Origin of the sequence: Agrobacterium sp. InxBP2, from assembly GCF_026191755.1 — a bacterium.
Taxonomy (GTDB): domain Bacteria; phylum Pseudomonadota; class Alphaproteobacteria; order Rhizobiales; family Rhizobiaceae; genus Agrobacterium; species Agrobacterium pusense.
The window spans coordinates 250,743-267,079 of the sequence record NZ_JAINDY010000022.1 but is presented as its reverse complement, the minus strand read 5'-3'; the positions used below and the strand labels follow the sequence as shown (position 1 = coordinate 267,079).

At 61.3% G+C, this 16,337-nt stretch carries 21 protein-coding genes and 1 riboswitch; of the genes, 9 read left to right on the top strand and 12 right to left on the bottom strand.

Annotated features, from left to right (window positions below; translation table 11 throughout):
• Positions 1-195: 195 nt before the first annotated feature.
• Positions 196-483 (top strand): hypothetical protein, encoded by a 288-nt coding sequence (locus K7A42_RS06580; RefSeq protein WP_004440595.1) that lies wholly within the window; start codon positions 196-198, stop codon positions 481-483.
• Between the two features lie 10 nt (positions 484-493).
• On the opposite strand, the gene dmeF is transcribed toward K7A42_RS06580, so the two are convergent.
• Positions 494-1,513, bottom strand: coding sequence for a CDF family Co(II)/Ni(II) efflux transporter DmeF (dmeF, locus tag K7A42_RS06575; RefSeq protein WP_282455009.1), 1,020 nt, complete (start codon positions 1,511-1,513; stop codon positions 494-496).
• Between the two features lie 20 nt (positions 1,514-1,533).
• Entirely contained in the window at positions 1,534-1,806 is a 273-nt protein-coding gene (gene dmeR, locus K7A42_RS06570; RefSeq protein ID WP_003509296.1) for a Ni(II)/Co(II)-sensing transcriptional repressor DmeR, read from the bottom strand.
• Between the two features lie 129 nt (positions 1,807-1,935).
• On the opposite strand from dmeR, the gene K7A42_RS06565 reads away from it, so the two are divergent.
• The 5 genes from K7A42_RS06565 (at position 1,936) to K7A42_RS06545 (ending at position 5,052) form a co-directional block, all read left to right on the top strand.
• On the top strand, positions 1,936-2,283 hold the full coding sequence (locus K7A42_RS06565) for a hypothetical protein (RefSeq protein ID WP_004440589.1): 348 nt from the start codon (positions 1,936-1,938) through the stop codon (positions 2,281-2,283).
• A gap of 60 nt (positions 2,284-2,343) precedes the next feature.
• The gene (locus K7A42_RS06560; protein ID WP_004440587.1) at positions 2,344-2,757 is read left to right on the top strand and encodes a MerR family transcriptional regulator; all 414 of its coding nucleotides are present in this window, start codon (positions 2,344-2,346) and stop codon (positions 2,755-2,757) included.
• Positions 2,758-2,833: 76 nt separating this feature from the next.
• Positions 2,834-3,781: a prolyl aminopeptidase gene (gene pip, locus K7A42_RS06555; RefSeq protein ID WP_244405137.1), complete on the top strand. Its 948-nt coding sequence runs from the start codon at positions 2,834-2,836 to the stop codon at positions 3,779-3,781.
• Positions 3,782-3,975: 194 nt separating this feature from the next.
• Positions 3,976-4,464, top strand: coding sequence for a GNAT family N-acetyltransferase (locus tag K7A42_RS06550; RefSeq protein WP_003509304.1), 489 nt, complete (start codon positions 3,976-3,978; stop codon positions 4,462-4,464).
• Positions 4,465-4,485: 21 nt separating this feature from the next.
• The gene (locus tag K7A42_RS06545; RefSeq protein WP_282455008.1) at positions 4,486-5,052 is read left to right on the top strand and encodes a type 1 glutamine amidotransferase family protein; all 567 of its coding nucleotides are present in this window, start codon (positions 4,486-4,488) and stop codon (positions 5,050-5,052) included.
• A gap of 170 nt (positions 5,053-5,222) precedes the next feature.
• Here the strand turns inward: K7A42_RS06545 and K7A42_RS06540 are convergent, their stop codons facing one another.
• The 6 genes from K7A42_RS06540 to K7A42_RS06515 all read right to left on the bottom strand — a co-directional run bounded on the left by K7A42_RS06540 (position 5,223) and on the right by K7A42_RS06515 (position 9,081).
• Positions 5,223-5,537, bottom strand: coding sequence for a hypothetical protein (locus K7A42_RS06540; RefSeq protein WP_004440577.1), 315 nt, complete (start codon positions 5,535-5,537; stop codon positions 5,223-5,225).
• Between the two features lie 3 nt (positions 5,538-5,540).
• The gene (locus K7A42_RS06535; RefSeq protein WP_045532499.1) at positions 5,541-6,254 is read right to left on the bottom strand and encodes a CbtA family protein; all 714 of its coding nucleotides are present in this window, start codon (positions 6,252-6,254) and stop codon (positions 5,541-5,543) included.
• A 10-nt stretch (positions 6,255-6,264) separates the two neighbouring features.
• Positions 6,265-6,447 (bottom strand): CbtB domain-containing protein, encoded by a 183-nt coding sequence (locus tag K7A42_RS06530; protein WP_004440573.1) that lies wholly within the window; start codon positions 6,445-6,447, stop codon positions 6,265-6,267.
• 158 nt (positions 6,448-6,605) lie between these two features.
• A riboswitch (cobalamin riboswitch) is annotated at positions 6,606-6,844 on the bottom strand.
• Positions 6,845-6,890: 46 nt separating this feature from the next.
• Positions 6,891-7,811, bottom strand: a complete 921-nt coding sequence (locus K7A42_RS06525; RefSeq protein WP_282455007.1) for a c-type cytochrome — start codon at positions 7,809-7,811, stop codon at positions 6,891-6,893.
• Positions 7,812-7,899: 88 nt separating this feature from the next.
• Positions 7,900-8,334, bottom strand: a complete 435-nt coding sequence (locus K7A42_RS06520) for a c-type cytochrome (protein WP_006700046.1) — start codon at positions 8,332-8,334, stop codon at positions 7,900-7,902.
• Positions 8,335-8,451: 117 nt separating this feature from the next.
• Positions 8,452-9,081 carry a LysE family translocator gene (locus tag K7A42_RS06515; RefSeq protein WP_282455006.1) on the bottom strand — a complete coding sequence of 210 codons (630 nt, stop codon included), beginning with the start codon at positions 9,079-9,081 and terminating at the stop codon, positions 8,452-8,454.
• A gap of 133 nt (positions 9,082-9,214) precedes the next feature.
• Here K7A42_RS06515 and K7A42_RS06510 point away from each other — a divergent pair, with 133 nt between their 5' ends.
• Positions 9,215-9,925, top strand: a complete 711-nt coding sequence (locus tag K7A42_RS06510; protein WP_282455005.1) for a helix-turn-helix transcriptional regulator — start codon at positions 9,215-9,217, stop codon at positions 9,923-9,925.
• Here K7A42_RS06510 and K7A42_RS06505 read toward each other — a convergent pair.
• Entirely contained in the window at positions 9,914-10,759 is an 846-nt protein-coding gene (locus tag K7A42_RS06505; RefSeq protein ID WP_282455004.1) for a metallophosphoesterase, read from the bottom strand. The genes K7A42_RS06510 and K7A42_RS06505 overlap by 12 nt on opposite strands.
• A gap of 255 nt (positions 10,760-11,014) precedes the next feature.
• Complete coding sequence (locus K7A42_RS06500; protein WP_006700042.1) at positions 11,015-11,617, bottom strand: superoxide dismutase; 603 nt, start codon at positions 11,615-11,617, stop codon at positions 11,015-11,017.
• 221 nt (positions 11,618-11,838) lie between these two features.
• On the opposite strand from K7A42_RS06500, the gene K7A42_RS06495 reads away from it, so the two are divergent.
• Entirely contained in the window at positions 11,839-12,183 is a 345-nt protein-coding gene (locus tag K7A42_RS06495; protein WP_072494151.1) for a hypothetical protein, read from the top strand.
• Positions 12,184-12,189: 6 nt separating this feature from the next.
• On the opposite strand, the gene K7A42_RS06490 is transcribed toward K7A42_RS06495, so the two are convergent.
• Positions 12,190-12,732 carry a GNAT family N-acetyltransferase gene (locus K7A42_RS06490; RefSeq protein ID WP_045532766.1) on the bottom strand — a complete coding sequence of 181 codons (543 nt, stop codon included), beginning with the start codon at positions 12,730-12,732 and terminating at the stop codon, positions 12,190-12,192.
• A gap of 96 nt (positions 12,733-12,828) precedes the next feature.
• Between K7A42_RS06490 and K7A42_RS06485 the strand changes: the two genes are divergently transcribed.
• A complete protein-coding gene (locus tag K7A42_RS06485) occupies positions 12,829-13,716 on the top strand; it encodes a LysR family transcriptional regulator (RefSeq protein WP_282455003.1) in 888 nt (295 codons plus the stop codon).
• Between the two features lie 227 nt (positions 13,717-13,943).
• On the opposite strand, the gene K7A42_RS06480 is transcribed toward K7A42_RS06485, so the two are convergent.
• Positions 13,944-16,292, bottom strand: a complete 2,349-nt coding sequence (locus K7A42_RS06480; RefSeq protein ID WP_034495901.1) for a methyl-accepting chemotaxis protein — start codon at positions 16,290-16,292, stop codon at positions 13,944-13,946.
• Between the last annotated feature and the right edge of the window lie 45 nt (positions 16,293-16,337).

Here is a 16,337-nt window from a genome sequence, read left to right as displayed (position 1 = left end):
AAATTTAAACTGGACTGCAATGCCGCGAGGGGACAAAGCTGGCAATTGCCTCCTGCCCCGTCTTCACTATGCCAAAACGAAGCACTACTTCGCCGGCTGTCAACCCTCGACAGTCGCTGCAGCGCAGCAAGCGCAAGTTTCGGACAAGTCGCCGCCGTTAACCATTCGTTAACTTTTGAACGCGGAATCACCGACATGCAGATCGAAAGCAATATTGGCGGATATAACTATCAAGGTCGCATCCGCGACATCGAAAAAGCTGGCAGCGCCCAAAGCGCGCCGGAGGAGCAGGCGGTAAAACGCGGCCCCGGCAACCCCACCGTTTCCAGCACCATTCTTTCCCAGTCGCTGGCCAATGTTCTATGGGCCGTCGGCAACGGCAGCGCGCCGGCCTATCAGGATGCGGCCACCGCCTCCCCCGAGGACAAGGCGGAAGCGCAGGCTGAATGGGTACGCAGCGCCTATTCGGAATATACCGAATAGGCGATTCCAATCAGCCTCTTGCGGGGCTGACTTCCACCGTCACATGCGAGAGTTCATGTATGGCGGCAAGTTTCTGCTTATAAAATGCCGGTGCTTTGGGCGCCTGCGAAAGGATCGCCACGATGGCGGCGTGATGCCCCGGCCCCACCTGCCAGACATGCAGATCCGTAATGCGATCCTCTTCCGTCTCCACGCTTTCACGGATTTCCTGCGGCAGATCCTCAGCCGGCGGCAGCGCGTCAAGCAGGGTTGTCGCCGTGGAGCGGATCAGGCCCCATGACCAGCGGGCAATCACCAGACCGCCAACGATACCCATCAACGGATCAGGGAACGACCAGCCGTTCCACTTGCCGAGCAGCAGCGCGACGATTGCCAGAACCGAGGTCAGCGCATCCGCCAGCACATGCAGATAGGCAGCGCGCAGATTATTGTCCCGGCCGCCCTTTGCCCCGTGCCCGGCATGGTGCTCGGCATGGGACCCGTGATCATGGTGGGCGTGGCTGCCGTGCCCGTGGTGGGCATGTGAGCCGTGGGCATGACCGTGGCCGTGGCCATGATCGTGGTGATGGTCATCCTTCAAAAGCACGGCGCTGAGAAGATTGACGGCAAGGCCGATGATGGCGACGAGGATGGCCTGGTTGAAATCGATCTCGACGGGACTGACGAGGCGCATCCCGCTTTCCACGGCAATCAGCAACGCCACCACCGCCAGCACGATGGCGCTGGCAAAACCCGCGAGATCGCCGAACTTGCCGGTGCCGAAGGTGAAGCGTGGGTTGCGGGCCTCGCGGCGGGCATAGAGATAAGCGAGTGCCGAAATCAGCATCGCGCCCGCATGGGTGGACATGTGCCAGCCATCCGCCGTTAGCGCCATGGAGCCGTACCAGTGACCGGCGACGATTTCCGCCACCATCATCGCCGCGGTCAGCGCGATGACCATCCAGACGCGCCTTTCATTACGCTCGTGGTTCTGGCCAAGGAAAACATGGTCGTGACCGGCTGCTGCGCGGTATTCGGATGTCGTCGTCATGTCGCTTAATCCTGTCGGTTTTACCGGATGTAGGTCTTCAGCACCTGGGCCAGCTCTTCCGCCGCCCGCGCCCGTTCGTCTTCATTTTCGGCATGCACCACGTGCTCGTGCAGATGCTCCTGCATTACCTCCCCCGTCAGGCCCGAAAGCGCGCCGCGTACCGAAGCGAGCAGCTGCAGCACCTCGCCGCAGGGCTTGGCATCATCGAGCGCACGTTCGACCGCTTCCATCTGCCCTTTCAGGCGGCGGATGCGGGCGAGAAGCTTTTCCTTGTTGCGGATGGTATGGGACATGGCCGACCTCATATACTATAGGGGGGTATAGTATATTTCCCATGTTTTTTGCGCAAGTCGTGTGAGACGCAATCCTCGCGAATGTTTCGGGCATTAAAAAACACCCATCAGAACTTAGGGGACTCAGTCATGACGACTATTGCAGCAACCAGCAGCATCAATTTCACCTCTCCTGCCCGGAGCATCGAGCCGGCGCGGAGCAGGGAGACACAGTCCACCACCGAGGCTTTGCAGGAGCTGACGCGGGCGGCCCATCGCGCCATTTCGGTAGCCGGCAATGTCGCCACGTCCGTGGCTCCGCTCGCCAGCGCTTCCGCGAGCCTTGCTGCGGCCCTCTGGAACATGGATAGCGGCGCCTCCGCCGCAACCGGCGTCAACGCTGATGTGGCCGCCTCCACACAGCCCGATATGGCAAGCCTCGAATCGCAGGTTCTGAAGGCGCTTGCCCAGGCACTCGGCGTGGAGGACGCCGCCTGACCCCATTGAACGACGGGCCGAAAAGCCATATCTCTAGAGACTGGAGATATGGAGAAAGCCATGCTGTCCATCGGTGAACTGTCCAAACGCACCGGCGTCAAGGTGCCGACGATCCGCTATTACGAGCAGATGGGCCTCATCCGCGAGGCGGATCGTTCGGAGGGCAACCAACGCCGCTACGAAAAATCCGATCTCGAACGGCTGGCCTTCATCCGCCACGCGCGCGATCTCGGCCTGAACATAGACGCCATTCGCGAGTTAATCGCGCTCAGCCAGCACCGGGAAATGCCGTGCGAGGGTGCAGACCGCATCGCCGCCGAACATCTTGCCGATGTGCGGGAAAAAATCGCCAGCCTGAAGAAGCTGGAACACGAGCTGGAGCGGATCGTCTCCCATTGCCACGGCCATTCCATCGAGGATTGTTATGTCATCCGCGCGCTTTCCGATCACGGCATGTGCGAGGGGGAGCATTGAGCCGAGAAGAGGCTGACATTCGAATGTCACCTGTACCCGATAATCGCCTCTTGCCCGCCTGAAAAAAGGACGTCAGATGGCCGAGCTCTTTTCTGAAATCACGCCATCAGACACGATTTTCCTTGATGTTTCCGAGGGCCATCGGCTGCACGTGACGATTGCCGGCAATCCGGCGGGGCGACCTGCAATCCTGCTGCATGGAGGGCCTGGTTCAGGATTGTCATCGACAGCGCGACGCTATTTCGATCCTGCCATTTTCCGCATCGTCCAGTTCGACCAGCGCGGCTGCGGTCAAAGCACGCCAAACGCCGCTGATAGTCTTGAGCATAACACCACGCATCATCTGATCGATGACATTGAGGCCATTCGCTGTGCCCTCGCGGTGGAAGACTGGCTGATCTACGGCAGTTCATGGGGTTCCACGCTGGCCCTCGCTTACGCACAGCGCCACACAGAACATGTTCGCGGCATGGTTCTGGCCGGCGTCACCACCACCCGGCAGAGGGAAATCGACTGGCTGTACAAGGGGCTGGCAATGTTTCTGCCGCAGCAGTGGCAGCGTTTCATCGCCGCGATCCCCGATGACATGTCCAGACAAGATCCGGTCGGCGCCTATCGCCGGCTTCTGAATGATCCCGATCCCGCCGTGCGCGCGACGGCCGCCTTAGAGTGGCACCTGTGGGAGGCGGGCTCGATCAGCGCGGAGGGCATTTCGGCCTTTCCGGAGAAATGGCGAGACAGCGTGTATATTCTCGCCCGCGCCCGCCTCTGCGCCCATTATTTCCACCATGCGGCCTGGCTGGATGATGGCGCGCTCCTGCGCAACGCCGGAGACCTCGCCGGTATTCCCGGGATACTCGTTCAGGGCATGCGCGACTTGCAGGGGCCGCCCGTCACCGCTTTCGAACTTGCCGAGGCGTGGCCGGGAAGCGAGCTTGTTACCATCGATGGCGCTGGCCATTCGACGGGCGATGCGGGCATGGAAGACGCAATCCTGTCGGCAATTGCGCGATTTGCGAATTGACCCGCTTGACAGACGGCGGATTCGGGCGCATTTCATTTTCCATGATCAACGAACGCGCACCCATCTCCTGCTCGTATTTTTGGGCCTTCCTCTAAGGGCGGCTCGACAGATCATATTGTCAACAAGCCGCCGTCAGGCGGCTTTGTTGTTTTCAAACGTCCTGACGGCACCGATAAGACCAAAGGACCGAAAAAATGACCGAAGATAGCTCCCTGACACTGGAAAGACCGCCCGTCGTCATCATCCGTGGCGCGCGCAAGACGGATCTGCCCGAACTCAACGAGATGATCACGCTGCTGGCCTCCTACCACGGCGATGCGGCGGCGATCACGCCGGCGAAACTGGAGCGCGACCTGTTCGGCCCGCTGCCCTGGGTGCACGGTCTCGTGGCCGAGGCCGATGGCGCGTTGATCGGTTACGCCCTGCTTCTGCCGCTCTACAGGGCGCAAGAGGGCCGCCGCGGGCTCGAACTGCATCATCTCTTCGTGCGCGACGGCCATCGTGGCCATGGCACCGGCCAGCATCTGGTTTCCCGGGCCCGCGATATCGCCAAGCGTCTCGGCTGCGACTATCTTTCCGTCAGTGCCACAACCGGCAATGTGGCGGCGCATCGTTTCTACGAAAACATGGATTTCGCGCCCCGCCCGGTGACCGGCATGCGCTATATGCAGTCCATCGCCTGATTAAAAAACACGGAGACGACCATGACACGGATCGCCATTGCGCTCGCCCAGGATTTTGCTGACTGGGAGCCGGCGCTGCTTGCCGCCGCGGCGCGCAGCTATCTCGGTGTCGAAATCGTCTATGCCACGCCGGACGGACGGCCGGTAACCTCGATGGGCGGGCTGAAGGTGACGCCGGATACATCCTATGACGCGCTCGATGCCGTTGACATCGATGCGCTGGTTATTCCCGGAGGCCTGAGCTGGGAAAAGGGAACAGCTGCCGATCTCGGCGAACTGGTGCGCCGGTTTCGCGAGAAGAACCGACTGGTGGCCGGCATCTGCGCGGCGGTAAGTGCGCTGGCAGGCACGGGCGTTCTGAACGCCGTTGCCCATACCGGCAATTCGCTGGCGTCGCACAGGGCCTATTCGGCCTATGGCGGCGAGACGCTTTACCGCGACCAGCCGAAAGCGGTCAACGATGGCGGCATCATTACCGCGGCTGGCAGCGCGCCGGTCAGTTTCGCGGTGGAAATTCTGAAAAGCCTCGGCCTCTTTGGTCCGGAAGCCGAGGCCGAACTTCAGGTTTTTGCGGCGGAGCATCGCTGAGGCATAGCCGCCTCGATTGTTCGCGCTCCCCTACTCCCCGTCATTCCGACCTTTAGCCGGAATCCAGCTGACACGCATCTGCGCGGCGAGATGACTTCTTTCAGCCCAAGGACTTGGGCTGGCTGGATTCCGGATCAGTGCCGGGATGACGGAGGTGAGAACAGCGATGATTATCGCTGATCCAGCACCCGGCACACACGTGCTGCGTGATCGCCGCCTTCCCCGGCAATCGCCCGGCGAATATCGCGGCTGTTCAGATGCAGGCTGCGGCCGGCGGGTAAATTTGCACGTTTGATCTTGGCGAGTGCCGCCGCCACAAAGGCGGCCTGATGGTGTTGGAAAAAGGCAAGAGCCGCCTCATCCGCCGGGCTCGGGCCCAGCACCGCCTTGAAGGCGAGACGATGCACGGCGCAACAAGCGCCGTGACCGGGAACTGCAAAACGCAGCGCATCGAGTTCCTCACTCCAATCCGCTGCGTCCTCCATGACTTAGGCCGACTGGAAGCGCTTGAGGAAAAACGTGCTCAATGTTCCGAGCAAAGCCCAGAAGACGAAGCTCGTAACCGTAGCGGCGACGATGAACTGACGCTCCAGCGGCAGCGGTGCCAGTGCATGTTCGCCTTCCGGCGGCAGGGGCGCACCCACCACATGCGGCGCGACGATCAGCACCAGCGCAAGGACGATGGCCCAGGGTTCGCGACGGAAGGCGATCAGCGCGATGCCGCCGGCTGTTGCGGCAACGGTTGCGAGCCACCAGATCTGCCGTGCCTCAAGTGCTGCGGCGGGGCTGCCTGGCAGTTCCGGCGGCAGGCCGATCATCGGGGCGAGCATGACGGCGGCAAATCCGGCAACGCCCCACAAAAGCCCCTCACGCCAGCCGCCATTGGTGCCGCGCAGCGAAATCAGTCCGGTCAGCACCAACGCATAACCGATCGCAGTCAGGACATTGGCGGCAACCGTATAGGCAGTGCGTTCGAAACCATCGGCCGGAGCCCAGGCCTCTTCATTGTGCTCGTGGGCGGGGACCACAGCACCGGGCGCCGTGGCCTCGTGGCTGTGGGCAGCTTCACCGCCCGCGCCCTCATAGGTCTCTGCCTGAAGGATGAGCGGCGTGGTGCCGAAGGCCTGCATGGCTGAAACGGCTAAGCCGCCGAGGATGCCGACGAGAACGGCGGTAAAGACGATATTGCGAAAAGACGACATGACATTCCCCTCAATGGCAGGGGAAGGCATTGGCATGACGGGTGTCATGGGCGGCATTGTGAACGGCTTCCACATGCGAGAAACCGACAAAACCGACAACGAACAGGCCAAGCACGATCGCCGTCAGCGATTGCGCGAAGCTGCCCGTTTTTGCTGAAACGGCTGAATTGGCCGTATTCTGGTGGATGGACATGGTGACCCCTCTCCGGCGCGACCCCGCGCCTCTGGATGCGGTCGAACGGCAAAGCCATGCGACCGCCTGCGATACACTTCACCACGGGGATACGAGACTGACACAGGGGGCATCGATCTTGCCACCCTGACATTCCGCTCTTCCGGACACCCCGCCGGCATGGACATTTCCGTGATGGCAGGTCTCCTGGCTTACGGGTCAAAACCTGAAACACCTTCCCGGCATCACCTCGCCTCAACCGGAAACGCCGGTTCGGTCGAAGGGTCTGCCAGTGGCATTTCGTTTCAGGCTCTCCGCTCACAGTTGCGGGGGCAGCCACGAATGAGGATTTCTCCCTATCGTGTTCCCTTTTCACCTTCCGGAACGCCCGGAAGGAACCATCACAGGGTTGTTATCCGCCGCGTGGGGACGGGAGTCAATGGGCACGCATGCCAACGGGACCCTCAGCGCGCCGGGATCGCCTTCAGATAAGCGGCGATCGCGTCGCGGTCCTCGGCTGTCAGATGCGCCATGTTCTGCTGCACCTTCACCATGGAACCGCCGACACTGTCGAATTCCGGGGTGAAGCCGGTTTCGAGATAGCTCGAAATATCGGCCTCGGCCCAGCTTCCGATGCTTTGCGAGCCAGGGGTAATGTCCGGAATGCGGCCTTCGCCTTCCGGATTGGGGCCGCCGGCCAGCCACTTGCCCTTCAGGAAGCCACCGAGCGCATTGCGCGGCGTGTGGCATTCGCCGCAATGGCCCGGACCTTCCACCAGATATTGGCCACGCAGAAGTTCGGCATTGGCATTGGCCAGCTCGACGCGCGGCGGTGCCGAAGGGTCGAAATACAGGAACTTCCAGCCGCCGAGCGCCATGCGCATGTTGAAGGGGAACGGCAGATCGTGGTCGGGCGCATCGTTCTGGCTCGCCGGCAGGGCCTTCAGATAACCGAAGAGGTCATTGATGTCCTTCTGCGTCATCCGGGCATAAGAGGCATAGGGGAAGGAGGGATAGAGATGTTCGCCGTTCTTTCCCACACCACGCGTCATGGCATCGCCAAATTCCGCCAGCGTCCAGCCGCCGATGCCGTGCTGCGGATCAGACGAAATATTTGGAACATGAAAGGTGCCGAAGAGGCTTTTCAGTGCCTGCCCGCCTGAAAGCGTCAACAGCGCTTCACCCTTAGCATCCGGCGCGGCATGACAGCTTGCGCAGCCGCCCGCCCAGAACAGCGTCTCGCCATTGGCGAGATCCGGCTCACCGAGGCTCACCCAATGGCTGGGCGCCTGGCGCTGCGGCGCGGTCACCCATGCGAAAATCCCGTAGCCCGCAACGGCCGCGACCACGATCCCGCCCACAAGCTTCGTCCAAATGGAAGACATGCCCCTCTCCCCATTCTCCCCTGACAAGGTCAGGTGTCTTTCGTGACGGAAAAACGCCGCCCGGGAGCGGCGTTTCAAACTCGTTCGATTATTTCTTCAGGCGATAGGTCTGGTGGCAGGTGCCGCAATCGGCGCCCAACGTCTGCATGGCGGTGGTTACACCCGCCTGATCGGTGGGGAGATTGGCGAGAATCTTATCCGCATCTGCGCCGAGCTTGGCGGACTTGGCCTTGAAGTCCTCGAAGTTTTCCCAGATCGCGGGCGCTGCCGCGCTGCCGGTCTCGGTGCCGGCGGGGAACTGGTCGGGGAAAGCCTTGGCATTGGTGCTGATAGTCGTCACGGCGGCCTTGACGGCTTCGGCGTCGAAAGGCTTCTGGCCCTTGGAGATGGCGGCGAGCGCTCCCATGGAGCCACCGATCTGCTTCATCATGCCTTCACGTTTTTCGACTTCGCCGGCAGCATAGACCGCTCCGGCGCAAAGACAGCCGAACAGCGTGGCCGCTGCGATGGTTTTCAGTTTCATACACTCTCTCCTTGATTCCGGCGGGCGCCGGACGCTTGATGGAACGGCGCGAGGATGCCCTTTCCACATGGCGAAAAGAAGTCACATTGCGGTGAATTCCATCGTGAAAACAGAAGCCTAAGACAAGGCTTCCCACAATGTGAGAAGTGCTGCGGCAATCAGCATGAAACCGGCGATGCGGCCGATGAAGATCGTGGCGGCGGGAGAGGAAACGAGCCATGCCCGGCTTCTATCCGCCGTCAGCGCCAGCGCGCCATAAACGGTGAACTGCGTTACCGCCACCATCGCACCCATCACCAGCCCCTGCATCCAGATCGGCCCATAGGCGGGTTTGAGAAACTGTGGGTAGACGGCCATCATGAACAGGTAGGCCTTCGGGTTTGACAGGCAGGTCAACACCGCCCGCCAGAATGCCTTTTTCACCGAAGCGCTTGCCTCAGCCTCATCGCCGTTCACGACAATCGCACTGCGCAACAGGCCGATACCGATCCAGACCATGTAAGCCGCGCCGACGACAAGCAGCGGCAGGAACATAGACGGCATCCATGCGGCAAGCATGCCAACACCCAGCGCGCCATACAGCGAATGCACGATGCCGCCGGCGCTCATGCCCACGGCGGCGGAAAGGCCGGTTCTCCTGCCACCTGTCAGCGCGCTTGCCAGCACAAAGAGCATGTCCATGCCCGGCAGGATGATGATGCCGAACAGGACAACAAAGAAAAGCCAGAGATTTTCGGCATAAGTCATGTCAGTATCTTTCATACCGAATAGAGGTGCATTCGAGAAACCCCATGTTTCTCAATGTATTTTTCCGTTTATAGGGAACGCCAACTGACAGCGTTGTGTCAGTTGCGTGGGAAAATCCATCGGGAAGACGGCAATGCGCAAGGCCTCAAGACTGTTCGAGATCATCCAGATTTTGCGGCTGGCGCGCCGCCCGGTGACCGCGCAGACGATTGCCGACATGCTGGAAATAACAGTGCGCTCTGTCTATCGCGATATGGCAGCGCTTCAGACCATGCGTGTGCCCATCGCAGGGGAACGCGGCGTGGGGTATATTCTCCGGCCCGGTTTCAACCTGCCGCCACTGATGTTTTCCATTGAGGAAACCGAGGCAATCGTGCTGGCGCTCGCCATGGTCGATCGCACCGGCGATATGGAATTGCGCCGGGCCGCGAAGAAGGCGAGCGACAAGATTGCCGCGTCTCTGCCCGAACCGCTGTCAAAGACCCTTTCCGCCAATGCCCTCCACGCCTGGGGCAGCATCGCGCCGGCACCGGCAGGACTTGATCTCTCGACGGTCAGGCGTGCGGTGCGCGACGAGGAGACGCTGGAAATCATCTATCGCGATGAAGCCGGCGCGGAAACGCGGCGGCGGGTTCGGCCAATCGCGGTGATCTACTATTCCGAAACCGTGAATATTGTCGCCTGGTGCGAGCTGCGGCAGGCCATCCGTAATTTCCGCTCGGACCGGGTGCGTAGCTGCCAGGCGACCGGCAGTTTCTTCAAGCTCGAAGGCGAGAAGCTGCGGCAATTGTGGATGGCCGGCTGGCAGAGCAACCAGCCGGTCATCCCTTACTCACAGCCCTAAGAGGCGATCCTCCTCCCGCCCGAAACCGCGAATGGCGATTCGGTCGGCAAAGACATCGGCGATGGCGAAGGTGTTCTGGTCTGGCGTGTCGACCATGCCCTTGAAATTCACGAAATGTGTATTGCCCGATACGCCGTAATTGCCCTCATGGTTATGGCCGTTGAACCATGCGATGGCGCAAGGATGGGCGTTGAGAAGATCAAGGATGCGCGGCGCGTCCCACATGTTATGGGCGTTTTCCGGATAGACAGGGTAGTGGCACAGCACGATGACTCTTTCGCCCGCCGCATCCGCCTTTTGCAGAACCGCCCGCAGCCAGTCGAACTGCTCGTCGCCAAGCGAGGCGTTCCAGTCCTGCGCGTTGATTGCGCCTACATCCGAGAGGCGCTTCAGCCGCTCGGCAGCAAGGGTGCGACGCGGATCCCCAACCGGTGGGGCGAAAAGGCTGACGTCATTGCCATCAAGCACGGCGAAGCGGATGCCGCCGACGGTAAAATCATGCCAGGCGGCGGCCATGCCGAGGCGGGCGTGGACGCCAGGCAAATGCTCGGCGGCAACGGCGAAATCGTGATTGCCCGGCAGCAGGAGCGAGCGGTGGCGAAGCCGGTCGTAAACGGCAAGAATCGCATCGAAATTTTCAAAACCGCGATCGATGATGTCGCCCAGCGTCACGACGAAGGCCAGATCTTCGCGATTGAAGGCATCCACCGCCTCCGCGAGCTTTTTGGGACTTTCGCGATAATGACGGCCCATCTCGGGACGCGGATCGATATCGGCATATTGGGGATCGGCGACTATGCCGAAGGAGAAGAGAGGAGTTGTTTTTTCAGTCATGATGCGCCGCGATAAACCCGGCGGATGACAGGCTTGTGACAGGAGCAGAATATGCTCCAAAGCAAAACACCCGGCCTGAGAGCCGGGTGTTCAATAGGGGGTACCGCAAGCTTTCCGTCGCCATGCTCGGGCCTGTCCCGGCGCATCTGCTGACATCCCGTTTCAGGGAACATCCGCGGATCCTCGGCACAAGGCCGAGGATGACGTCGCGCAAGAGGTGGCTGCCTCGATCAGCAACCACGCTTGTCGCAAGCCTTACTTGGCAGCAGCTTCGTAACGCTCCAGGACGTAGTCCCAGTTGATGAGGTTATCGACGAAGGCTTCGAGGTACTTCGGACGCAGGTTGCGGTAGTCGATGTAGTAGGAGTGTTCCCATACGTCGACGCCGAGGATCGGTTCTGCACCGTGAACGAGCGGGTTTTCGCCGTTCGGGGTCTTGGAGATTTCGAGCTTGCCGTTCTTGACGGACAGCCACGCCCAGCCGGAGCCGAACTGCGTGGTGCCGGCTGCGATGAAATCGGCCTTGAACTTGTCGTAACCGCCGAGATCGGAGGCAATTGCCTGCTCGAGCTTGCCCGGCAGCTTGTTGCCGCCGCCGCCCTTCTTCATCCACTTCCAGAAATGAACGTGGTTGTAGTGCTGGGCCGCATTGTTGAAGAGACCGGCATTGGTGCCAAAGGACTTCTTCACGACTTCTTCGAGCGACAGGTCGGAAAGACCGGCTTCAGCTGCAAGCTTGTTGCCGTTGTCGACATATGCCTTGTGGTGCTTGTCGTGATGGAACTCGAGCGTCTCGCGCGACATGTAAGGTGCAAGCGCGTCGTAGTCGTAGGGGAGTTCGGGAAGTTCGAAGGCCATGGTTTTTACTCCTTTTTGCAGCGCGTTACCGCTCCTAGAAACCGTGTGAGCGGACCATAGGAGCGAAGCTCTGTTTGGGCAACCTGTGAATTATCAAAATGTTCCGCCAAAAGAGAAAATTCCTCTCGCGCCGGCCGCCACCATATTTGTTTCACATCGCTGGCGTACCGTTTTCCACCCTATCGGTTCGCTTTTGATCGAGATTGCAGGAAGGAAATTCCATGATACGCCCGATGATCCACACAGCCGCACTTCTTGTTGCCGTCTCGTCGGCTGTCCTGCCTGCGTCCGCATCTTCGGACGATGCGTGGAAGGAATTCGTGGCGGATGTGCAGACTGCCTGTCTTGCCGCAGCCGGAGACATGATCGACGACGCCAAGGCGGCCGTCGATCCCGTTGGCAGCGAGAATTACGGTCTTGCCATCCTGACCGGCAGGGCAAAGGGCGCGGATGTGACGGTCAGCCATATCTGCGTCTATGACAAGAAGACAAAGGCCGTGGAACTCGGCAGCGAACTTGCCGGCGATACGCTGAAGGTGGAAATTCCCGGCTCCACCAAGCCCTGACGCGGGTCAAAAACGCGGCGTGGTATCGCCTTCGCCCAGTGCGCGCTGCATCAGCACCGTGTCCAGCCATTGACCGTGTTTCCAGCCGATGGATTTGAAGGTTCCGACGTGCTCGAAACCGGCGGCGCGATGCACGCCGACCGAAGCCGCATTTGCGCTGTCGCCGATGACGGCGATCATCTGCCGGAAGCCGCGCACGGTCGCCTCCTTGATGAGCGCGTCGAGCAGCTTGCGGCCAATACCCATGCCTTTCATCGAAGGGTCGATGTAAACGGAATCCTCAACCGTCGCGCCATAGGCCGGGCGGGCGCGATAAGCGCCGGCATAGGCATATCCCGTCACCTTGCCGTCACGCTCAGCGACGAGATAGGGGAAATTGCCCTCCACCAGAAGGCGGCGGCGCTCAGCCATCGTTTCCGCCGTTGGCGGATCGATCTCGAAGCTGGCGCGGCCATGCAAAACGGCGTCCCGGTAAATTTCGGTAATGGCTGGGATATCCGCCTCTTCACAGGGGCGGATCAGAAGGCTGGAAACGGTGGAAAGGGTCATTCTCTTGTCCTGCGGATCATTCACGCCGTCATTGTGCATTGCGGCGCAGCCAAAATAAAGATTATCTGACTTATACAATCGATAAGGTTTTCTTTGATGATGGATCTCGACCTTCGGCAAGTGCGAAGTTTCATGGATGTGGCCGATCTCGGCAGCTTTTCCGCCGCCGCCGACAAGGCCGGAGTGACGCAGCCGGCCATCAGCCTGCACATAAGGCTGCTTGAAAAACAGCTGGGCGTGCGGCTGATCGAGAGGGTAGGCAGGCGCGCCCAGCCGACGGCGGCGGGCCGCGACTTCCTCATTCATGCAAGGCGGATTGCAGAAGAGGTGGCGCACGCCATCGATACGGTCGCGCCGCATCGCAGCGGGGTGACGGGACGCCTGCGCATCGGCACGGGCGCCACCGCCTGCATCTATCTCCTGCCGCCGGTGCTGGGCGATATCCGGCGTGCCATGCCGGGTATCGAGATCGTCGTGCAGACGGGCAATACCCACGATATCCTGCGGCTCCTGGAGGCCAATATGATCGACGCCGCCGTGGTGGCCCTGCCCGCCAGCGGTCGCAGCCTCGATATCAGCGACATCCATTTCGATGAGCTGGTCGCCGTCTTCCCGAAAGATATGATCGCGGACACAGGGCTGCTCACCGCAGATGTGCTCTCGACCAAGCCGCTGTTGCTCTACGAGGGCGGCAATACGCGCAGGCTGGTGGATCAATGGTTCGCTGCAAGCGGTCGTGCCGTGCAGCCGACGATGGAACTCGGCAGCGTGGAAGCCATCAAGAAACTTGCAGGCGCCGGGCTTGGCCTTGCCATCGTTCCACGCATGGCAGTGGAACAGGACGCCACTCCATCGGGGCTGCAATGGCGCTCACTCAATCCGCCGCTCGAACGCCGGATCGCTCTCGCGATGCGGCGCGACAAACACATGACTGCGCCGCTGCGGGCGCTTGCCGCAGCACTGCCGGATGTGCGGAAAAGGTGAAGTCCGCGCCGGTTGCGAGGGCCGGCTTCGACCTGTTGACGACATGGAACCGTACTCTCTCATCCGTCATGCCGGACTGGATCCGGCATCCAGCCACGGCGCGTCTGCGCCGTGAAGAGAGTTTTTCGCGATCAAGGACTTGATCGCGCTGGACCCCGGATCCAGTCCGGGGTGACGGAGCCCATAACCAAGCCTCCACCCACACATTCAGTCCACGAGTTTCGTTCTCAAAACTCCGTCCAGTCGTCACCCTTCACGGCCAGTGCCGCATTGCCGCGTGCAGCGATCGGGCGGGCTTTCGGGGCGGAGGTGACCGGCGCAGGGGCCGGACTTGCAGCGCGCTGCATCTGCCGCGCCGTCTCCCGCAGGGCCGAGGTCTGGTGGCCGAGCTGGAACTGCGCCAGCAGCGCCTGGAGGTTGGCGCATTCCTGTGCGAGCCCCGCACCGGCCGCATTCATTTCCTCGACCATGGCGGCATTCTGCTGCGTGGCCTGATCCATGTGGTTGACGGCGGTGTTGACCTCGGAAAGGCCGGCAGACTGTTCCTGTGCTGCGGTCGCGATGGCGTCCATGTGGCTGTTGACGGAAAGCACCAGCTGCTCGATCTCGGAAAGCCCGACGCCGGTATCGGCCACCAGCTTCACGCCTTCGCCCACCGCAACGGCTGACGTATTGATGAGCTGCTTGATTTCCTTGGCCGCATTGGCGGAGCGTTGCGCCAGTTCGCGCACCTCCTGTGCAACGACGGCAAAGCCCTTGCCGGCATCGCCCGCCCTCGCCGCTTCAACGCCGGCATTCAGCGCCAGAAGGTTGGTCTGGAAGGCGATCTCATCGATCACGCCGATGATCTGACCGATCTGACGCGAGGAATGTTCGATGCGTTCCATGGCGGCAACGGCATCGCGCACCACCTTGCCGGAAAGATCGGCCTTCGTCCGCGCTTCCCGTACCGTGTCGCGCGCTTCGCCGGCGCGTTTGGACGTGGCGGACACGTTGGCGGTGATTTCTTCCAGCGCGGCGGCTGTCTCTTCCAGGGAGGCGGCCTGCTGTTCGGTGCGGCGGGAAAGATCGTCGGATGCCGACGACACCTCGTGTGCGCCGCCATTCACCGTCTGCACGGACTGGCCGACGCTGGTCAGCGCTTCGCGAAGCTGGTGCACGGAGCTGTTGAAATCGTGCCGTAGCGCCTCGAATTGCGGCGCGAATGGCGTGGCGATCTCGCAGAGCATATCGCCCGAGGCGAGGCGGCGCAGGCCGCCTGCCAGCGAACCCGTCGCCTGGTTGAGCCGTGCTTCGGCTTCGGCCTCGGCACGCTGCTGCAGCTCGATGCGGTCGCGCTCGGCCTGTTCCCGGTTTGCGACGGCATCCGCCTCCAGCTGCCGATTGCGGATGGCGGCCTCACGGAAAACTTCCACGGCCCGGGCCATCTCGCCGATCTCGTCACCGCGTTTTGCGCCAGCGATATCGATTGCGAGATTGCCGCCCGACAGTGCCATCATGGCATTGGTCAGCCGGCTGATCGGCCGGGTGACGCGGCCGACGATGACGGCGAGCGAGACAATGCAGAGGGCGAGCGTGACCACGAAGACCGCGAGAAAGATCACCGCATCGGTGAAGGCTTCCTGTTTCGCCTTCTCGGCGTTGGCATCCAGCACGTCCATGGCGGCAGAAGCGATCTTGGCAATCGTGCCGAGATTCTCCGTGACGGTGGTGCGCCAGCTATCCATGGTAAAGGATGGCGTGCGGCCATTGTTCAGATCTTCGATGAGCTTGGTTCGCTGGGCGTTGAAATCGCCCTTGAAATAGGTCTTGTCCGCAGTGGCGTAGATGTCCTTGAGCGATTGCGGCGCCGATTCATGCGCCACGAGATCGCCCGTTGCTTTCCACGCGAAAGCCGCGCCGGCATCGAAGGCGCCCAGCTGCTGCATTTCCTGGGCGGTAAGAGGACGGTTCTGCGCCACAGCAGCGTTGAGGACAACGGTGGCGCTGCCACCAAGCGCGCGGGCGGACCAGCCGTAGGATCGCAGCTGAATGAGGCCTGTCTGGCCCTGATCCAGCGAACGGACGGCGCCTTCCAACGCAGTCGAGCCGGCTTCGAGAGACGCAAGGAAATCGGCGCCCAGCGTCATCACGGTCTTGTCGAGGCCGTTTTCGCGCCGATCAAGCGGCTGGGAAATATTGGCGTCCACCTTCTTTCGCAGGTCGACGAACTGTGCGTAGACATCGCTCACGCGCTTGAGCGGCCCCTGGAGCTTCGCATCTGCAATCGACGGAGACTGCGCGATAAAGGCCGTCATGGCGGCATCCACCTTCTGACGCGCCGCCTGCACGCTGGCGACGCTGCCCGCCGATTTCGAAGGATCGACAGTGAGCGCGGTGGCGCTGTCGCCGCGCTCACTGCGGAAATTCAGAAGTGCGTTGAAGAGAAGCTTGTCGAGCGCGACAAGCTGCGCAACCTCAGAAAAGGCGCTGGCGCGATTGACCGAGCGCCAGGCTTCGTTGCCGACCAGACCGGCAAGTGCAAGGCTGATGGTGAGAAAAAAACCTACAAGTACATTTCGAATGCTGAAAGACATCTGGCGGCCCCCGCTGCCCGGAAGTGAAGATGTCGCAAGCTACAA